This window comes from [Micrococcus luteus] ATCC 49442 (genome assembly GCF_010367585.1).
Lineage (GTDB): Bacteria > Actinomycetota > Actinomycetes > Actinomycetales > Micrococcaceae > Arthrobacter > Arthrobacter luteus_A.
Map to the genome: position 1 here is coordinate 477212 of NZ_JAAAXP010000001.1, position 16083 is coordinate 493294.

12 protein-coding genes and 2 tRNA genes are annotated in these 16083 nt (G+C 64.8%); 10 read left to right on the forward strand and 4 right to left on the reverse strand.

Going from position 1 to position 16083, the window contains the following annotated elements; genetic code table 11:
* Positions 1-4: 4 nt before the first annotated feature.
* Positions 5-2569 carry an aminopeptidase N gene (gene pepN / locus GUV69_RS02225; protein ID WP_164199335.1) on the reverse strand — a complete coding sequence of 855 codons (2565 nt, stop codon included), beginning with the start codon at positions 2567-2569 and terminating at the stop codon, positions 5-7.
* A 109-nt stretch (positions 2570-2678) separates the two neighbouring features.
* Here pepN and GUV69_RS02230 point away from each other — a divergent pair, with 109 nt between their 5' ends.
* The 3 genes from GUV69_RS02230 to GUV69_RS02240 all read left to right on the forward strand — a co-directional run bounded on the left by GUV69_RS02230 (position 2679) and on the right by GUV69_RS02240 (position 5155).
* Positions 2679-3695: a hypothetical protein gene (locus tag GUV69_RS02230; RefSeq protein WP_164199337.1), complete on the forward strand. Its 1017-nt coding sequence runs from the start codon at positions 2679-2681 to the stop codon at positions 3693-3695.
* Positions 3696-3773: 78 nt separating this feature from the next.
* Positions 3774-4268 (forward strand): ribose-5-phosphate isomerase, encoded by a 495-nt coding sequence (locus GUV69_RS02235; RefSeq protein ID WP_164199339.1) that lies wholly within the window; start codon positions 3774-3776, stop codon positions 4266-4268.
* Entirely contained in the window at positions 4268-5155 is an 888-nt protein-coding gene (locus GUV69_RS02240) for an Fpg/Nei family DNA glycosylase (RefSeq protein WP_164199341.1), read from the forward strand. The genes GUV69_RS02235 and GUV69_RS02240 overlap by 1 nt, the downstream gene beginning before the upstream one ends.
* Positions 5156-5233: 78 nt before the next feature.
* On the opposite strand, the gene GUV69_RS02245 is transcribed toward GUV69_RS02240, so the two are convergent.
* Positions 5234-5307: transfer RNA gene (locus GUV69_RS02245), tRNA-Gly, on the reverse strand.
* 147 nt (positions 5308-5454) lie between these two features.
* Here GUV69_RS02245 and GUV69_RS02250 point away from each other — a divergent pair.
* The 6 genes from GUV69_RS02250 (at position 5455) to GUV69_RS02275 (ending at position 10696) form a co-directional block, all read left to right on the forward strand.
* A tRNA-Pro gene (locus GUV69_RS02250) sits at positions 5455-5529 on the forward strand.
* Between the two features lie 83 nt (positions 5530-5612).
* Positions 5613-7004, forward strand: a complete 1392-nt coding sequence (tig, locus tag GUV69_RS02255; protein ID WP_164199343.1) for a trigger factor — start codon at positions 5613-5615, stop codon at positions 7002-7004.
* 247 nt (positions 7005-7251) lie between these two features.
* Positions 7252-7875 carry an ATP-dependent Clp protease proteolytic subunit gene (locus GUV69_RS02260; RefSeq protein ID WP_164206140.1) on the forward strand — a complete coding sequence of 208 codons (624 nt, stop codon included), beginning with the start codon at positions 7252-7254 and terminating at the stop codon, positions 7873-7875.
* Positions 7876-7914: 39 nt separating this feature from the next.
* On the forward strand, positions 7915-8574 hold the full coding sequence (locus tag GUV69_RS02265) for an ATP-dependent Clp protease proteolytic subunit (RefSeq protein WP_056340578.1): 660 nt from the start codon (positions 7915-7917) through the stop codon (positions 8572-8574).
* Between the two features lie 179 nt (positions 8575-8753).
* Complete coding sequence (gene clpX, locus GUV69_RS02270; protein ID WP_164199345.1) at positions 8754-10034, forward strand: ATP-dependent Clp protease ATP-binding subunit ClpX; 1281 nt, start codon at positions 8754-8756, stop codon at positions 10032-10034.
* A gap of 47 nt (positions 10035-10081) precedes the next feature.
* Complete coding sequence (locus tag GUV69_RS02275; protein ID WP_164199347.1) at positions 10082-10696, forward strand: mycothiol-dependent nitroreductase Rv2466c family protein; 615 nt, start codon at positions 10082-10084, stop codon at positions 10694-10696.
* Between the two features lie 376 nt (positions 10697-11072).
* On the opposite strand, the gene valS is transcribed toward GUV69_RS02275, so the two are convergent.
* Positions 11073-13691 (reverse strand): valine--tRNA ligase, encoded by a 2619-nt coding sequence (valS, locus tag GUV69_RS02280; RefSeq protein WP_164199349.1) that lies wholly within the window; start codon positions 13689-13691, stop codon positions 11073-11075.
* Between the two features lie 249 nt (positions 13692-13940).
* Between valS and GUV69_RS02285 the strand changes: the two genes are divergently transcribed.
* Complete coding sequence (locus GUV69_RS02285) at positions 13941-14666, forward strand: SDR family oxidoreductase (RefSeq protein WP_431197122.1); 726 nt, start codon at positions 13941-13943, stop codon at positions 14664-14666.
* A gap of 94 nt (positions 14667-14760) precedes the next feature.
* Here the strand turns inward: GUV69_RS02285 and GUV69_RS02290 are convergent, their stop codons facing one another.
* Entirely contained in the window at positions 14761-15876 is a 1116-nt protein-coding gene (locus GUV69_RS02290; RefSeq protein ID WP_164199353.1) for an endonuclease/exonuclease/phosphatase family protein, read from the reverse strand.
* Between the last annotated feature and the right edge of the window lie 207 nt (positions 15877-16083).

A 16083-nucleotide genomic window follows, 5' to 3' on the forward strand; every position in this document is an offset into this window, starting at 1 on the left:
TAGCCTAGGCCCCACCCGGGAGGACGTCCGCCGCGCGTGCCCGCAGCGCCCGCGCCACGCCGTCGCGGTTTTCCAGCATCATCCGCCGCAGCGCGGAGCTGTCCGCCGGGAGTCCGGCCAGGAAACGGTCCGTCCGGTCCACGGTTGCCTGCGTTGTCAGCAGTGCCGGGTAGAGCCCGACGACGATCTGCTGGGCGAGTGCGTGCGTGCGGTTGGCCACGATCCCGGGAACGGCCTCGAAATACTTTTCCGCGTAGGGCTCCAGGAGCGTCCGGTCCAGCACCCGCATAAAGCCCGTCACTGCCGAACCCTGCAGTGCATTGGAAAGCTCCCCTGTGACCACAATCGATTCCCACGCGGCAGCCTTGGCCTCGGGCGTGGGCAGCGCGGCCCGGGCCAGCGCGGCAGCGTTCTGTCCGCTGGCCGTGTTGTCCCGTTCGAGTTCCGCGTTGATTTGTTCCTGTCCCAGCCTGCCGCCCGCCACGAGTGACGCGAGCAGTTCCCAGCGCAAGTCCTGGTCCACGGCCAGCCCGGCCAGCGCAGCCGATCCGTCGTACAGGCCGGCCACGGTGTCTAGCTGGGCTCCACTGGAAGTCAGCAGGGCAAAAGACTTCACGAACTGCAGCTGGGCATCCGAGCCGCCCGGCGCCGCGCTGGCGAGGTCCCACAGGGTGTCCGCAGCGGCAACCGTGGTGGCTTTCCGGTGTTCCTCGGCAACGTAGAAGTTCAGGGTGGTGGCCAGCTGGCGCAGCTGGACCAGGATCACGGAGGAATCCGATTCGGCAGCGACGTTGGCCAGGATCAGTTCCACATAGCGGCGGGCGGGGGTCTCGCCGTCGCGCGCCGCGTCCCAGGCGGAGTTCCACACCAGGGTCCGGGGCAGGCTCTGGCTGAAGTCCTTCAGGTGCGCTGTGGCCGTGGCCAGGGACTTCTCGTCCAGCCTGACCTTTGCATAGGCAAGGTCGTCATCATTGACCAGGATCAGGTCCGGCTGTGCCATTCCCACGAGGGCAGGCACCTCGGTGCGCTCGCCGTCGACGTCGAGCTCCTCACGGTGTACGCGTTCGAGCTTGCCTGCGCCGTTCAGGTTGTAGAAACCGACGGCGAGGCGGTGCGGACGGATGGTGGGCCATTCGTCCACGGCGGACTGGACGATGCTGAAGGCGGTCAGGGTACCGTCGGCGTCCACCTCGAGTTCCGGCGTAAGGGTGTTGACCCCGGCCGTCTCCAGCCAGAGCCGGCCCCAGTGATCAAGATCGCGGCCGCTGGCCTTTTCGAGTTCCATCATGAGGTCGCTGAGTTCGGTGTTCTGCCAGGCGTGCTTGGCAAAGTATTCGCGGACGCCGGCCATAAACTGTTCCGGGCCTACCCAGGCCACCAGCTGGCGGAGCACCGAGGCGCCCTTGGCGTAGGTGATGCCGTCGAAGTTGACCTCCACGTCCTGGAGATCGTTGATCTCGGCGAAGATCGGGTGGGTCGTGGGCAGCTGGTCCTGGCGGTAGGCCCAGGATTTTTCCACGGAAGCGAAAGTGGTCCACGCGCTGGTGAAGGCCGTGTTCTCCACCGCGGCGAGGTGGGACATGTATTCCGCGAAGGACTCATTGAGCCAGAGGTCGTTCCACCAGCGCATGGTCACGAGGTCGCCGAACCACATATGGGCGAGTTCGTGCAGCACGGTGATGGCCCGGCGCTCGATCTGCGCTCCGGTGACCTTGCTGCGGAAAACGTAGCCTTCCAGGATGGTCACGGCGCCCGCATTCTCCATGGCGCCGGCATTGAATTCGGGCACAAACAGCTGATCGTACTTCTCGAACGGGTACGCACAGCCGAACCGGGCCTCAAAGAATTCGAAGCCCTGCCGGGTCAGGTCAAAGATGTTGTCCGCATCCAGGTACTGCATCAGGGATTTCCGTGCGAAGACGCCCAGCGGGATGACGCGGCCGTCAGAGCTGTGAACTTCGCTGCGAACCGATTGGTACGGGCCTGCGATGAGTGCCGTGACGTAGGAAGAGAGCCGCGGGGTGGGGGCGAACGTCCAGACCGAGCGGGCGCCGGCGTCTCCCGGCGCGGTTTCAACAGGCGCCGGCGTGGGGGAGTTGGAGATGACGTCCCAGTGCGCCGGCGCCGTGACGGTGAAGGCGAACGTGCCTTTGAGGTCGGGCTGTTCAAAAACCGCGAACATCCGCCGGGAATCGGGCACCTCGAACTGGGTGTAGAGGTACACCTCGTTGTCCACCGGATCGACGAACCGGTGGAGTCCCTCACCGGTGTTCATGTACGGCGCGTCGGCCACCACCGTGAGCTCGTTGGACTCTGCCAAATCCGGCAGCTGGATGCGGACGCCGTCGGAGACGGAGGCGGGGTCCAGCGTGCGGCCGTTGAGGGTGACGCTGTGCACGGTGTCCGTCACGGCGTCGATGAATGTGGAGGAACCGGTTACTGCCGTGAACTTCACCGTGGTGGTGGTCCCGAAGACTTTCCCGCCCCGGGTGAGGTCCAGGACGACATCGTAGGAGTCAACGTTGATGAGTTCGGCACGCTCGCGGGCTTCGGCGCGAGTCAGGTTCATACCTGGCAAGTGGGGCCTCCAGAAGGGTTCGGTTGCCGGCGGGCGGTGACCTGCGCCGGCACAAGTGAAGTCATTCTGTCACGGCCGCCGGCGGGAGTAGCGTTAATGCATGGGTAAGTTCCGGGATTCGGTGGATGCCAAGTCGTTGCGCTTTGCGGTGGGGTTTCCGGTGCTTCTTGCCGGTGCCTTTGTGTTTTGTGCTTTTTTGCTGCGTGCCGACCTTCCGGACCCCGTGGCCATTGGCTGGACGGCCGACGGCGGCGCCTACTTTGCGCCGTTCGGCGCGTACGCGTGGGGCGGGGCGGCATTGATCGTCGCCGCCGGGTGGCTGGTGTTGTCCCAGGCCGTGCCCGTGTCCCGGCCTGCGGTCATGCGGCGGATCATGATGGGGACCGGACTGTTCCTGAGCCTGTTCATCACCGCTGTCCTCGCCGCGGGACTGGTAGGCCAGACCGGGCTTGCCGATGCCCGCGAGTCCCATGTGGACATGATCGTCCTTGCGCTTGGCAGCGGCGCGGCGGTGTCGCTCGGAGTCATCATGGGATTTGTCTTCAAGGCCGACAACCAGTGGTCGCCGGAGGATGACCGAGCCCTCCAGCTTGCCTTGGCGCGCGAGCTGGATCCCGACCTGGCGGGGGACACCTACCGCCTCTGGGTGCACGCCCGGAGCTCTGTGTTTGTGATGATCGCTGTGGCCAGCCTCTTTCCTGCCGCGCTGATTGCCGTGGCGCTGCCTTGGCTTGGCGCCCTAGTGGCGGTCTGTGCCGTGGTGGCGGCTGCCTTCCTCTTCGCACGGATCAAGGCGGACCGCCGGGGCCTGCGCGTGCTGGTGGCCGGCGTGCTGCCGGTCATGGATGTCCCCGCCGCCGCGATTTCGGCCGCCAGTGCCGCGGAGGTCCGCGCCGCCGACTACGGCGGCTGGGGCTACCGGAACCACGCCGGCACCGCCGCGATGCTTGTCAGCAGCGGTCCCGCCGTCGTCGTCCGCAAAACGGACGGACACAACGTGGCGGTCAGCGGCGGAAGTCCTGCGACGGCGGCCCGGCTGGCAGAAGTGCTGACGCGCGTCGCGGCCAGGGCGCGCGGCGGCGGTCCCGGCGCGGGTGCCGCGGAGCCTGAGTCCTAGTAACCTTGTCCGTGTTGATCTGACCCTGGCCTGACCCAGCCCCCGCTGGCCCCGGCGCCGAAACGAACGGATACTGCTGTGACTTCTTCCCCTGCCTTCCCGCGGGTCCACATCGCCACCGACCACGCAGGCATGGAGCTCAGCGCCCACCTGGTCCACCACCTCACGGCCAAAGGCTACGACGTGGTGGACCACGGCCCCAAGGAATACGACGCACAGGATGACTACCCTTCCTTCTGCATCAACGCGGCGCTCGCGGTGGTGGCAGACCAGCAGGCAGGCGTCCATGCGCTAGGGATCGTCCTGGGCGGCTCAGGCAACGGAGAACAGATTGCCGCCAACAAGGTCAAGGGTGTCCGTGCAGCCCTCGCCTGGAACCACTCCACGGCCACGCTGGCACGTGAACACAACGACGCCAATGTGGTGGCCGTGGGCGGACGCCAGCACACGGTCGAGGAAGCCACGGAACTGATCGAAGCCTTCCTCACCGAGCCGTTCAGCAACGACGAACGCCACGTCCGCCGGATCGGCAAGATCGCTGCCTACGAAGCAACCGGCGAGGTTGTGGAGTAGTGCCCGAGGGCCACTCGGTCCGTCGCCTCGCGCAGCAGTTCGGCGATGTTTTTACCGGCGAAGCACTCTCTGTCAGCAGTCCGCAGGGCCGGTTTACCGCCGGCGCTGCCCTGCTGGACGGCTACGTGCTGACGCACTCCCGCGCCCACGGCAAGCACCTCTTCCTGCACTTTGACCACGCGGTGGTGCTGCACGTCCACCTGGGGCTCTACGGTGCCTGGGACTTCGGCGGCGATGCCACGTTCCTGGGGGCGTCCAGCATCGGCGCGCCGCGGAAGATCGGAGAGCGGGAGGTCTTCGACGACGGCGGGAGCGCCGAGTACGCCGGTCCGCCCGAACCCCGTGGCGCCGTCCGCGTCCGGCTTGTCAGCGGGCACGGCTGGGCTGACCTGCGCGGTGCCACCACCTGCGCCGCCATTACTGAGGCCGAGGCGCTCGCCGTCCTGGCCAGGCTTGGACCTGACCCGCTGCGGAACCAGCCCGAGGCCAGGTCCCGCTTTGTGACAGGCATGCTGACCCGCAAGACGCCCATCGCAGCCCTGCTGATGGACCAGAAGGTGATCGCCGGCGTCGGGAACGTCTACCGCGCTGAAGTGCTCTTTCGGCAGCGGCTGGATCCGTGGCTGCCAGGCAACGCCCTGCAGGCGGGAGCTGCCGGACTGTTGTGGGACGATACCGCAGCGCTGATGGCCGACGGCGTTCGTGACGGGCGGATCATCACCACCCCGGCTGCATATTGGGCGGAAGGAGCCGCGCTTCCCTCCGGTGAGGACGCCCATTACGTCTATAAGCGCGAAGGGCTTCCCTGCCGGGTCTGCGAGGCGCCGGTGGCTATCACGGAACTGGTGGGACGCAAGCTTTACTGGTGCCCGGTCTGCCAGCAGTAGGCGCCGGTGATGCAAGGCGGTGACACAAAAGCAGGGCCCCTCGCGAGGGGCCCTGCTTTTTGCCTGTTGATATCGCTATGGAGGGGACGACGGGAATCGAACCCGCGTAATCAGTTTGGAAGACTGAGGCTTTACCATTAAGCTACGTCCCCGGAGAAGTCCAGCTTAGCCGTATTTCCGGGCTGTCTGCGTTTCTTCGGGCTGGCTGTTGAAGCCGGATACAACTAAACCTAATTCATGCCCCACGTGTCAAATGTGCATTCAGGGCCGGAATCACCGTAGACTTGCCTGTGCACTTACGGGGTGTAGCTCAGCTTGGCTAGAGCACCTGCTTTGGGAGCAGGAAGTCGCAGGTTCAAATCCTGTCACCCCGACTCTGCGGCCTGGACCGTCTACGCGGTCTGGGCAGAAATGCGTTGCAGATACCCATTCCCACAAACCCAGGAGTACTTAGACCGTGAAGAGCGCTGTCGAGAACCTCACCCCCACGCGGGTCAAGCTCAATGTTGAGGTCCCTTTTGAGGAATTGAAGCCCAGCATCGACGAGGCATACAAGACTGTTGCTTCGCAGATCCAGGTCCCTGGCTTCCGTAAGGGCAAGGTGCCGTCCAAGCTGATCGATCAGCGGGTCGGCCGCGGCTACGTCCTGGAGACGGCCATCAACGAAGGCCTCAATGGCTGGTACCAGGCAGCAGTCCAGGAATCCGGCATCCGCCCCCTGAGCCGCCCCGAGGTTGAGATCACCGAAGTTCCGGACCCCACCTCCACGGACGGGGAACTGAAGTTCCACGCCGAGGTTGATGTCCGTCCGGAGATCGAACTCCCGGACTACGCCGGCATCAAGGTTGAGGTTGCCGCTGCCGAGTCCTCCGACGAAGACGTTGACAATGCCCTGGACGAACTGCGCGGCCGCTTCGGCACGCTCAAGTCCGTGGACCGCCCGGCTGCCGATGGCGACTTCCTGACCATCGACATCACGGCCACCATCGACGGCGCCGACGTTGACTCCGCGTCCGGCCTTTCCTACCAGGTGGGCGCAGGCACCATGCTCGAGGGCCTGGACGAAGCCGTTACCGGCCTCAGCGTCGACGAAGATGCAATCTTCGACACCACCCTGGTGGGTGGCGACCACGCCGGCGAGTCCGCCCAGGTCAAGGTTGTCCTCAAGGCCGTCAAGGAGCGCGAGCTGCCCGAGGCCAACGACGACTTCGCCCAGCTGGCGTCCGAGTTCGACACCCTGGCCGAACTCCGCGAAGACCTGGCCAAGCAGGCTGCAGACTCCAAGGTTGTTGAGCAGGGCGTAGAGGCCCGCGACAAGGTGCTGGACAAGCTCGTTGAGCTCGTTGAGGTTCCCGTTCCGGACTCTGTGGTTGAAGAGCAGCTCGAAGCCCACTTCAAGGAGGGCAACGGCCACGGTGAAGGCGAGCACGACACCGAGGAGCACCGCGAAGAGGTCAAGGCCAACACCGCCCGCGCCTTCCAGAACGAAATCATCCTCGACGCCATCGCCGAAAAGGAAGAAGTCAACGTCAGCCAGAACGAGCTGATCGACTACATCGTCTCCACCGCCAGCCAGTACGGCATGGATCCGAACCAGTTCGCCCAGATCATCGATCAGAGCGGCCAGGTCCCCATGATGGTTTCCGAGGTCCGCCGCCGTAAGGCGCTGGCCGTAGTTCTCGGCCAGGCCACTGTGACCGACACCGACGGCAAGGCCGTTGACCTCAGCGACTTCGTCCGCCCCGGCGGCGAAGAAGAAGCTCCGGCCGTTGAGGAAGAGGCCGCTGAAGAGGCGACCGCAGAGACTGAAGCCACCCCGAGTGACGACCCGGCAGCCGTGAAGTTCTAGCACGCCCCGGACAGTGCGAGTGAAGGCAGCCCCTGGACCTACCGGTCCGGGGGCTGCCTTCGTTATTGGCCCTGCATCACTCGGGCAGGACGCGCCGCCACAGCATCGTGCGCCGTCAGCGAACAGCGCGATTCCGGCGAACAAATCGGCGATCAAACCGGTTAGTGTCCAAGTAGTGAAGTTCAGTGATGTCACCGTCACCAGCGAGAGGTAAGTACACATGTCACAGCACGCAGAGACCCCCCGGATGGCGACTGTCGATCCGGCGGCCCAGGACAACTACATCTACAACCGCCTCCTCAAGGAGCGGATCATCTGGCTGGGCTCCGAGGTGCGTGACGACAATGCGAACGCCATCTGCTCCCAGCTGCTGCTCCTCTCGGCCGAGAACCCGGAAAAGGACATCTACCTTTACATCAACTCTCCCGGCGGCTCCGTGACCGCAGGCATGGCCATCTACGACACCATGCAGTTCATCCCGAACGACGTCGTTACCGTTGCCACCGGCCTGGCAGCTTCCATGGGCCAGTTCCTGCTCTCGTCCGGAACCAAGGGCAAGCGCTACGCCACCCCCAACGCCCGCGTCCTGATGCACCAGCCCTCCGGCGGCATCGGCGGCACGGCCTCGGACATCAAGATCCAGGCCGAGCTGATCCTGCACATGAAGAAGGTCATGGCGGAACTGACGGCGGACCAGACCGGACAGAGCGTGGAAACCATCCTTAAGGACAACGACCGCGACAAGTGGTTCACCGCCACCGAAGCCCTCGAATACGGCTTCTTCGACAAGATCGCGGCGCATGCCGGTTCCGTCTCCGGTGGCGGCGGCACTGCCAACGGCACCTCCGGCGAGCCGGCAACCGAGAAGTAACCCGGCACTTTCGAACTTTTCAGATCAGGAGCAACAAAAATGACTTACAACTTCGGATCGACTGCCGGTAACCTTCCGACCAGCCGCTACGTACTTCCCCAGTTCGAAGAGCGCACGCCGTATGGCTTCAAGCGCCAGGACCCGTACACCAAACTGTTCGAGGACCGCATCATCTTCCTCGGTGTCCAGATCGACGACGCCTCGGCCGACGACGTGATGGCACAGCTGCTGGTTCTCGAGTCCACGGACCCGGACCGCGACATCACGCTCTACATCAACTCCCCGGGCGGCTCCTTCACCGCTATGACCGCGATCTACGACACCATGACGTACATCCGGCCCGAGATCCAGACCGTCTGCCTTGGCCAGGCCGCCAGCGCTGCCGCCGTGATCCTCGCAGCGGGCACGCCCGGCAAGCGCTTGGCCCTGCCCAACGCCCGTGTGCTGATTCACCAGCCGGCCCTGTCCGGCGGCCAGGGCGGCCAGGCCTCGGACCTTGAGATCCAGGCTGCGGAAGTCATGCGGATGCGCGCATGGCTTGAGGACACGCTGGCCCACCACTCGGGCCGCACTCCGGAGCAGGTCAACAACGACATCGAGCGCGACAAGATCCTGACCGCCGCCGAGGCCCTCGATTACGGCCTCATTGACCAGGTGCTTGATTCCCGCAAGATGAAGCCCCAGGCCATCACCCGGTAACAAGGCTCTTCAACGGCCGGTGCGGTCCAGTAAATTGGGCCGCACCGGCCTTCGCTTTCCACCCTTGCGGGCAATTGTGACCTAGAGTGGAAGGTGTCACGGCCGGTCCTCCCAGGCCCGCCACGATTCCAGCAACGGTGCACAGCTGCCTGGCAGCAAGATACTAAAGGGGTTCACATATGGCTCGGATTGGCGAGAGCACGGATCTGCTGAAGTGTTCTTTCTGCGGAAAGAGCCAGAAGCAGGTGCGGAAGCTTATAGCCGGGCCCGGTGTCTACATCTGCGACGAATGCATTGAGCTCTGCAACGAGATCATTGAGGAAGAACTCGCCGAAGTCGCCGATCTGGGAAGCTTCGAACTGCCCAAGCCCCGCGAAATCTTTGACTTCCTGCAGGAATACGTCATCGGCCAGGAACCTGCCAAGCGGTCCCTCGCCGTCGCCGTCTACAACCATTACAAACGGATCCAGGCCGGTCACGCGCCGAAGAGCGGCAGCCTCGCCGACGGCGGCCACCACGACGACGTCGAGATCGCCAAGTCCAACATCCTGCTGATCGGCCCCACGGGCTGCGGAAAAACCTACCTCGCCCAGACCCTGGCGCGGCGGCTTAACGTTCCGTTCGCCGTTGCTGATGCCACCGCGCTGACCGAGGCCGGCTACGTGGGCGAAGACGTCGAGAACATCCTCCTGAAGCTGATTCAGGCAGCGGATTACGATGTCAAGAAGGCCGAGCAGGGCATCATTTACATCGACGAAATCGACAAGATTTCGCGCAAGAGCGAGAACCCGTCCATCACCCGGGATGTCTCCGGTGAAGGCGTCCAGCAGGCCCTGCTGAAGATCCTCGAAGGAACAGTTGCCTCGGTCCCGCCGCAGGGCGGACGCAAGCACCCCCACCAGGAATTCATCCAGATTGACACCACCAATGTCCTCTTCATCGTGGCCGGCGCCTTTGCCGGCCTGGAAGAGATCATCGGCTCGCGCTCCGGGCGTAAGGGCATCGGCTTTGGCGCCCCGCTCAACGATGCCAGCAACAAGGTGGATTCCTATGGCGAGGTGATGCCCGAAGACCTTCTGAAATTCGGCCTGATCCCCGAATTCATCGGCCGGCTGCCCGTGATCACCACGGTCTCCAGCCTGGACCGGGACGCCCTCATCCAGATCCTGTCCACGCCCAAGAACGCGCTGGTCAAGCAGTATCAGAAGATGTTCCAGATCGACGGCGTGGAACTCGTTTTCGACGAGGAGGCCCTCAACGCCATCGCCGAGCAGGCATTGGAGCGCGGCACCGGCGCCCGTGGCCTGCGCGCCATCATGGAGGAAGTCCTGCTGCCGGTCATGTTTGACCTGCCCAGCCGCGAGGACGTTGCCAGCGTGGTCATCACCGCTGATGTGGTGCTGAGCAAGGCCGAGCCCACCTTGATCCCGCACGTGACCAAACGGCGCAAGTCCGCCTGACCCTGACGTATTCCAGCCCCATACTGACTACCTCCGAGGACTGACCCATGTCTGAAACCACCACCAACCAAGCCGACTTCTGGTTCGATCCGCTGTGCCCGTTCGCCTGGATCACGTCCCGCTGGATCGGCGAGGTGGAGGAGGTCCGCAGCATCAGGACGGCCTGGCACGTGATGAGCCTTTCGGTCCTGAACGAGGGCCGGGAACTTGATCCGGGCTACCGGGAAGCGATGGACAACGGATGGGGCCCGGTCCGGGTCATCATTGCCGCCAAAGAGCAGCACGGCGAGCAGGTTGTGAAGCCGCTGTACGACGCCATGGGCACCCTGATCCACGTCGGCGGCGAAAAGGACTTCGGCATCGTCATCACCAAAGCGCTGGCCGAGTGCGGTTTGCCGGCAGACTTGGCGGACGCCGCTGACTCGGACGCGTTCGACCCCCAGCTTCGGGCCAGCCATGAAAAGGGCATCTCCCTGGTCGGCCAGGATGTGGGCACGCCGGTTGTGGCCTTTAACGGCACGGCTTTCTTCGGTCCTGTGCTGACGCGCATCCCGCGCGGGGAGCAGGCCGGGCAGTTGTGGGATGCCACGGTCGCGCTGGCCTCCTACCCGCATTTCTTCGAGATCAAGCGCAGCCGCAGCGAAAGCCCTGCCTTCGAATGATGCCGGCCTGCCGCCTGGCAATATCGGGCAGCAAAGAGCCCCGAATGAATTACTGTGATGTAGTTCATTCGGGGCTCTTGCGCTTCGCCGGGGGCGGGACCAGAATAGTTCTTACCCACTTCGAAAGAAGCGGGACGCAGGAACCAAAGATTCAGTGATATGTATCCGACGCAGCCTTCGGCAAAGTTAGATATAAGCTACCAGTGACGTGGTAGGAAGACCTGAAATTCCAAGGATTCTGCCAGACCATCAAGTCGTCACCGGATGGCCGAAAAGTCGAAGCCCCACCAACGGCAAAACGCTGATGGGGCTTCCCCTTTGCCCAAAAACAGGCTGAGGTGTCCTTAGTGGGAACCTGGAAAGGTCCGGCCAGGGATCAGACGGCCGGCTGCTCTTCAGGAGCCGCCAGGACCACGTCGCTGACCGTCAACTCGCCGTCGCCTGCCACCAGGGTCAGCTCACGGGCGTTCGAGGCTGCCTTCAGGTCACCCAGCCCGGCCTTCAGCTGCGTGGTCAGGGACTCCGACGCCGTGATGGTGGCGGACAGGACCTCGGTGCGCTGCTTGACCTTCGCTTCGGACTTCGCCTTGCGGACGCCGCTGAGGGCGGTACCCACGGTGGCCAGCAGGGTGGTGTCGCCGTCAACCTCAACGGCGGCAGGCCATTCGGCGCGGTGCACGGATCCGAGACGCCACCAGCCCCAGACCTCTTCGGTAGCGAAGGGCAGGAACGGGGCGAACAGTCGCAGGAGCGTATCCAGGCTCGTGGCGAGGGCGGCCAGGACAGATGCCTGCTCCGCTTCGCCGGCGGCACCGTAGGCGCGGTCCTTGATGAGCTCCACATAGTCGTCCGTGAACTGCCAGAAGAAGCTCTCGGTGATCTGCAGGGCCCGGGCGTAGTCATAGTTCTCGAACGCCTTGGTGGATTGCCGCACCACATCAGCCAGCTGTGCCAGCACAGCGCGGTCCAGGGGATTGGTCAGGACCGAGAGGTCCGTGGAGACCACGGACTTTTCGGTGGCACCGAGGTTCAGGACGAACTTGGAAGCGTTCAGCAGCTTGATGGCCAGCCGGCGGCCGATCTTCATCTGCGCGATCTCGTACGCCGTGTCGGCGCCGAGCTTGGCTGACGTGGCCCAGTACCGGACGGCGTCGGAACCGAATTCGTCGAGCACGTCGGTGGGAACCACCACGTTGCCCTTGGACTTGGACATCTTCTTCCGGTCCGGGTCAAGGATCCAGCCGGAGATGGCGGCATGCTTCCACGGGGCCACGTTCTGCAGCGCGTCGGCCTGGACCACGGAGGAGAAGAGCCAGGTTCGGATGATGTCGTGGCCCTGGGGACGCAGGTCGAACGGGAACACCTTGGCGAAGAGGTCCTCGTCCCGGCTCCAGCCGCCCACAATCTGCGGTGTCAGGGAGGATGTCGCCCAGGTGTCCAGGATGTCGGCGTCGCCGGTGAAACCACCCGGAACATCGCGCTGCGCCTCGTCGTATCCCGGTGCGGCGTCGGCGGCAGGATCCACCGGCAGCTGCTCATCCTTGGGCACGATGGGGGTGTCGTACTGCGGGTTGCCGTCGGCGTCCAGCGGGTACCAGACGGGGATGGGCACGCCGAAGAAACGCTGGCGGGAAACCAGCCAGTCACCGTTCAGGCCCGAGATCCAATTCTCGAACCGGGACCGCATAAAGGCCGGGTGGAAGTCGATTTCGTGGCCGCGCGCGATGAGGCGTTCGCGGCGGTCCTCCTCGCGGCCGCCGTTGCGGTAGTACCACTGGCGGGATGTGACCACTTCGAGGGGCTTGTCGCCCTTCTCGTAGAAATTCACGGGGTGCATGATTTTCTTGGGCTCGCCGTCGATCAGGTCCTCGGCAGCCAGCAGCTCCACCACGGTTTCCTTGGCACTGAAGACGGTCTTGCCGGCAATGGCTTCGAAGGCGGTGCGGCCGGCGCCGGTGGTGATCCAGTCCGGGGTCTCGCCGATGATCCGGCCGTCGCGGCCCACGATGGCGCGGGTGGGGAGCTGGAGTTCACGCCACCAGGTGACATCGGTCAGGTCACCGAAGGTACACACCATGGCAATGCCCGAGCCCTTGTCCGCCTTCGCCAGCGGGTGGGCCTTGACCTCAACCTCGACGCCGAAGACCGGGGACGTGACCTTCTTACCGAACAGCGGCTTGTAGCGCTCGTCGTCGGGGTTTGCCACCAGCGCGGCACACGCGGCCAGCAGTTCGGGACGGGTGGTCTCGATGAAGATCTTTTCGCCGTCTTCGGTGAAGAACGGGTACCGGTAATACGAGCCGGCCACTTCGCGGTCCTCGAGTTCAGCCTGCGCCACGGCGGTGCGGAACGTGACGTCCCAGAGCGTGGGGGCTTCGGCCATGTAGGCGTCGCCGGCTGCCAGATTGGCCAGGAAGGCGCGCTGGGAGACCTCACGGGACGCATCATCGATGGTCCGGTAGGTCAGCTGCCAGTCCACGGACAGGCCGAGCTGCTGGAACAGGCTTTCGAAGACTTTCTCGTCCTCCACAGCCAGTTCTTCACACAGCTCGATGAAGTTCCGGCGCGAGACGACGTCGAAATCGCGCTGGTTCTTGGCAGGCTGCGCCGGTGGCCGGTAGTCGGCGTTGTAGGCGATGGCGGGATCGCACCGGACGCCATAGTAGTTCTGTACACGGCGTTCGGTGGGCAGACCGTTGTCGTCCCAGCCCATCGGGTAGAACACGTTCTTGCCGACCATGCGCTGGTAGCGGGCCAGCACATCCGTCTGTGTGAAGGAGAACATGTGCCCCACGTGCAGCGAGCCGGACGCTGTGGGCGGGGGAGTGTCGATCGAGTAGACCTGCTCCCGGGTGGTGTCCGGGTTGAACTTGTAGGTCCCTTCGGCAAGCCAGCGCTGCGTCAGGGCAGCTTCGAGCCCTTCAAGGGCGGGCTTATCCGGAACGTTGATAGGGGCGGTGGAGGGCGTGTCTGTACCCTGAGTGTCTTCAGCCATTTGGCAATTGTTTCATGGACTCATCCGCCCCGCGGCTACGGGACCGCAGCACCATGCGGCGCAGGGGCGCAGCGGCGGAGACTTTTGGGAGTAAACGCATCACAGCTCACGGACACGTTGCCGGAGTTCATACAACGGCACCCGTCGTACCGGGGCCGTTAGGGTGGTGCCATGACTGACGATTCACAGACCAAAACCGCGCAGACCCCGGCATCACCAATCGATCCGCTAAAGAACCGGGCCGCTGTTGTGACCGGCGCCAGCACAGGCATCGGCGAGGCGACAGTCCGCGCCCTGACGGCGGAGGGCTGGACGGTCTTCGCGGTGGCGCGCCGCGCTGAACGGCTGGCTGCTCTGGAAGCTGAGACCGGCGCCGTCGGGATTCCCGCTGACATCGCCGAGGACGACGACGTGGCCCGGCTGCTTGCCCGTGTCACCGAAGCGGGCGGGGTGGGAACGCTGATTAACATTGCCGGCGGGGCCCGCGGCGCCGACTACATCGGTGCCGCCAACACCGAGGACTGGGAGTGGATGTACCGGGTCAACGTCCTGGGCACCATGAAGCTCACCCGCGCGTTCCTGCCGATGCTCCGCGCAAACGGTGAGGGGACCGTCCTGAATCTGACCTCAACGGCAGGCCTGGCCGCGTACGAGGGCGGTGCCGGGTACAACGCGGCCAAGTTTGCCCAGCACGCGCTGACCAATGCTCTCCGCCTGGAGGAAGTTGAGCACAATCTCCGTGTCATCGAGGTGGCGCCGGGCCTGGTGCAGACAGAGGAGTTCGCCCTCAACCGGCTGGGTGACGAGGCCGCGGCGGAGAAAGTTTACCAAGGCGTGGAGAAGCCGCTCACCGCGGCAGACGTAGCCGAAGTGGTCCGCTATGCCGTCAGCGCACCGCACCACGTGAACCTGGACCACATCGTGATCAGGCCCGTTGCCCAGGCCGCCAACCACAAGCTGATCCGAAAGGGCTGATCCGAAAGGGGTGACCACAAGGGCTGATCTGCCGGCAGGTTGGCGGCTGCAGGCAGCCCGACGGGCCGCCTGCCGGCAGCGCCTGGCGGACTGGTCAGCCGGCCGGGACGGCGAGGGAGGCCAGGACCGCTGCGTGGTCCGTGCCCGGCAGATACCGGACCTGGTAGCCGGTGCTGGAAATCCCGGGTGTCGTGACCAGATGATCGATGGCAATCCCCGGCAGCAGGGACCCGTCCATCGGCCACGTGGGGGTCAGCCGCGATCCAGAGGCTGCGCCCACGTCAACGAGCCCCGGGCCGTCCGGCCCTCCCGTGGCAAGGAGTTCCCGGAACTCTGCATGGTCGTAAGTGGCGTTGAAGTCACCGATCAGCAGCCTGTTGCCTGGACGCTCCGCCAGCCGGGCTATCGCCCGAAGGTCGCTCCGCCACTGGTCGACCCTCACATCCACCGGCGGCAGGGTGTGGACGCTGGTTACTTCCAGGACTGCTGTGGCTGCGCCGTCGGCGGCAGCCAGCCGGACCGTCGGCATCCGGAACGGCGTGTCCGGGATGAGCCCTACCGGTTCGAGGGGATAGCTGGAGTACACGGCACTGCCGGCTGCGTCGTCCGTAGGGTCGCTGACGCGGTGGGGGAGGACCAGGTCCAGGCCTTCGGCTGTGAGGCGTTCCTCCAGTGCCCGGGTGTGTTCCTGGATGGCCAGGAGGCCAACACTGTTGTCCTTGACCAGTTGGACGATGTTGGCTGCGTCCGCCTGCCCGTACTCCGAGTTGATGCTCATCGCCGTCAGGTCCACAGCGGCCACCGAACCGGCCACCGAACCGGCAGCCGCATCAGCGCCGGATGCCGGGGCAGGACGGGCGGCGTCGAAGGGGAGGAGCCAGAAAAGCTGGCATCCCAACAGCAGTGCAGCAATCGCCAGCAGCCATCTGCTCCGGCCCAGCAGCGCCAGGGCCGCGGCCACCGCGGCAGGAATGGTCAGCCATGGCGTGAAGGACAGGAGCTGGACTGCCAGGACGGGCCATTCGGCAGGGACTGCCCGGAATACGGACAGCACCAGTACAGGCATGGCCACCAGGACTGCCAGCCACCGGCAAGCCGATTGCAGGAAACTCCTGACCGGTCTGCCGGCTGCCGCCGGGGAGGGCGGTTGTGGAGCACTGATCCCGGTGTGCGGCGGCGCGGCAGGGGAGCCCTGGGCTGAAGCAGTCATAGCTCCGAGTCTAGGGAGTGACCCTTTGCCCGGCATGCCCATCCGCCCCCATGCTTGCGCCCGGCGGGGAATGGCGGTGGACGGGCAGGCGATAGTAGACTCAGTGATGGCTATGATCCGGCTATCACCGGTGAGCTTCCGGAAGAACGCACCGACCCGCCACCTGGCAGTCGGTGTCACTAGAACCGGACGGGTATGCCCGTCACA

What these genes read in the sequence shown, in the direction of transcription:
- clpX (WP_164199345.1), top strand. Translation starts at nt 8,754, where the DNA reads ATGGCTCGGATTGGCGAGAGCACGGATCTGCTGAAGTGTTCTTTCTGC.
- valS (WP_164199349.1), bottom strand. Translation starts at nt 13,691, where the DNA reads ATGGCTGAAGACACTCAGGGTACAGACACGCCCTCCACCGCCCCTATC.
- GUV69_RS02230 (WP_164199337.1), top strand. Translation starts at nt 2,679, where the DNA reads ATGGGTAAGTTCCGGGATTCGGTGGATGCCAAGTCGTTGCGCTTTGCG.
- GUV69_RS02290 (WP_164199353.1), bottom strand. Translation starts at nt 15,876, where the DNA reads ATGACTGCTTCAGCCCAGGGCTCCCCTGCCGCGCCGCCGCACACCGGG.
- pepN (WP_164199335.1), bottom strand. Translation starts at nt 2,569, where the DNA reads ATGAACCTGACTCGCGCCGAAGCCCGCGAGCGTGCCGAACTCATCAAC.
- GUV69_RS02265 (WP_056340578.1), top strand. Translation starts at nt 7,915, where the DNA reads ATGACTTACAACTTCGGATCGACTGCCGGTAACCTTCCGACCAGCCGC.
- GUV69_RS02260 (WP_164206140.1), top strand. Translation starts at nt 7,252, where the DNA reads ATGGCGACTGTCGATCCGGCGGCCCAGGACAACTACATCTACAACCGC.
- GUV69_RS02275 (WP_164199347.1), top strand. Translation starts at nt 10,082, where the DNA reads ATGTCTGAAACCACCACCAACCAAGCCGACTTCTGGTTCGATCCGCTG.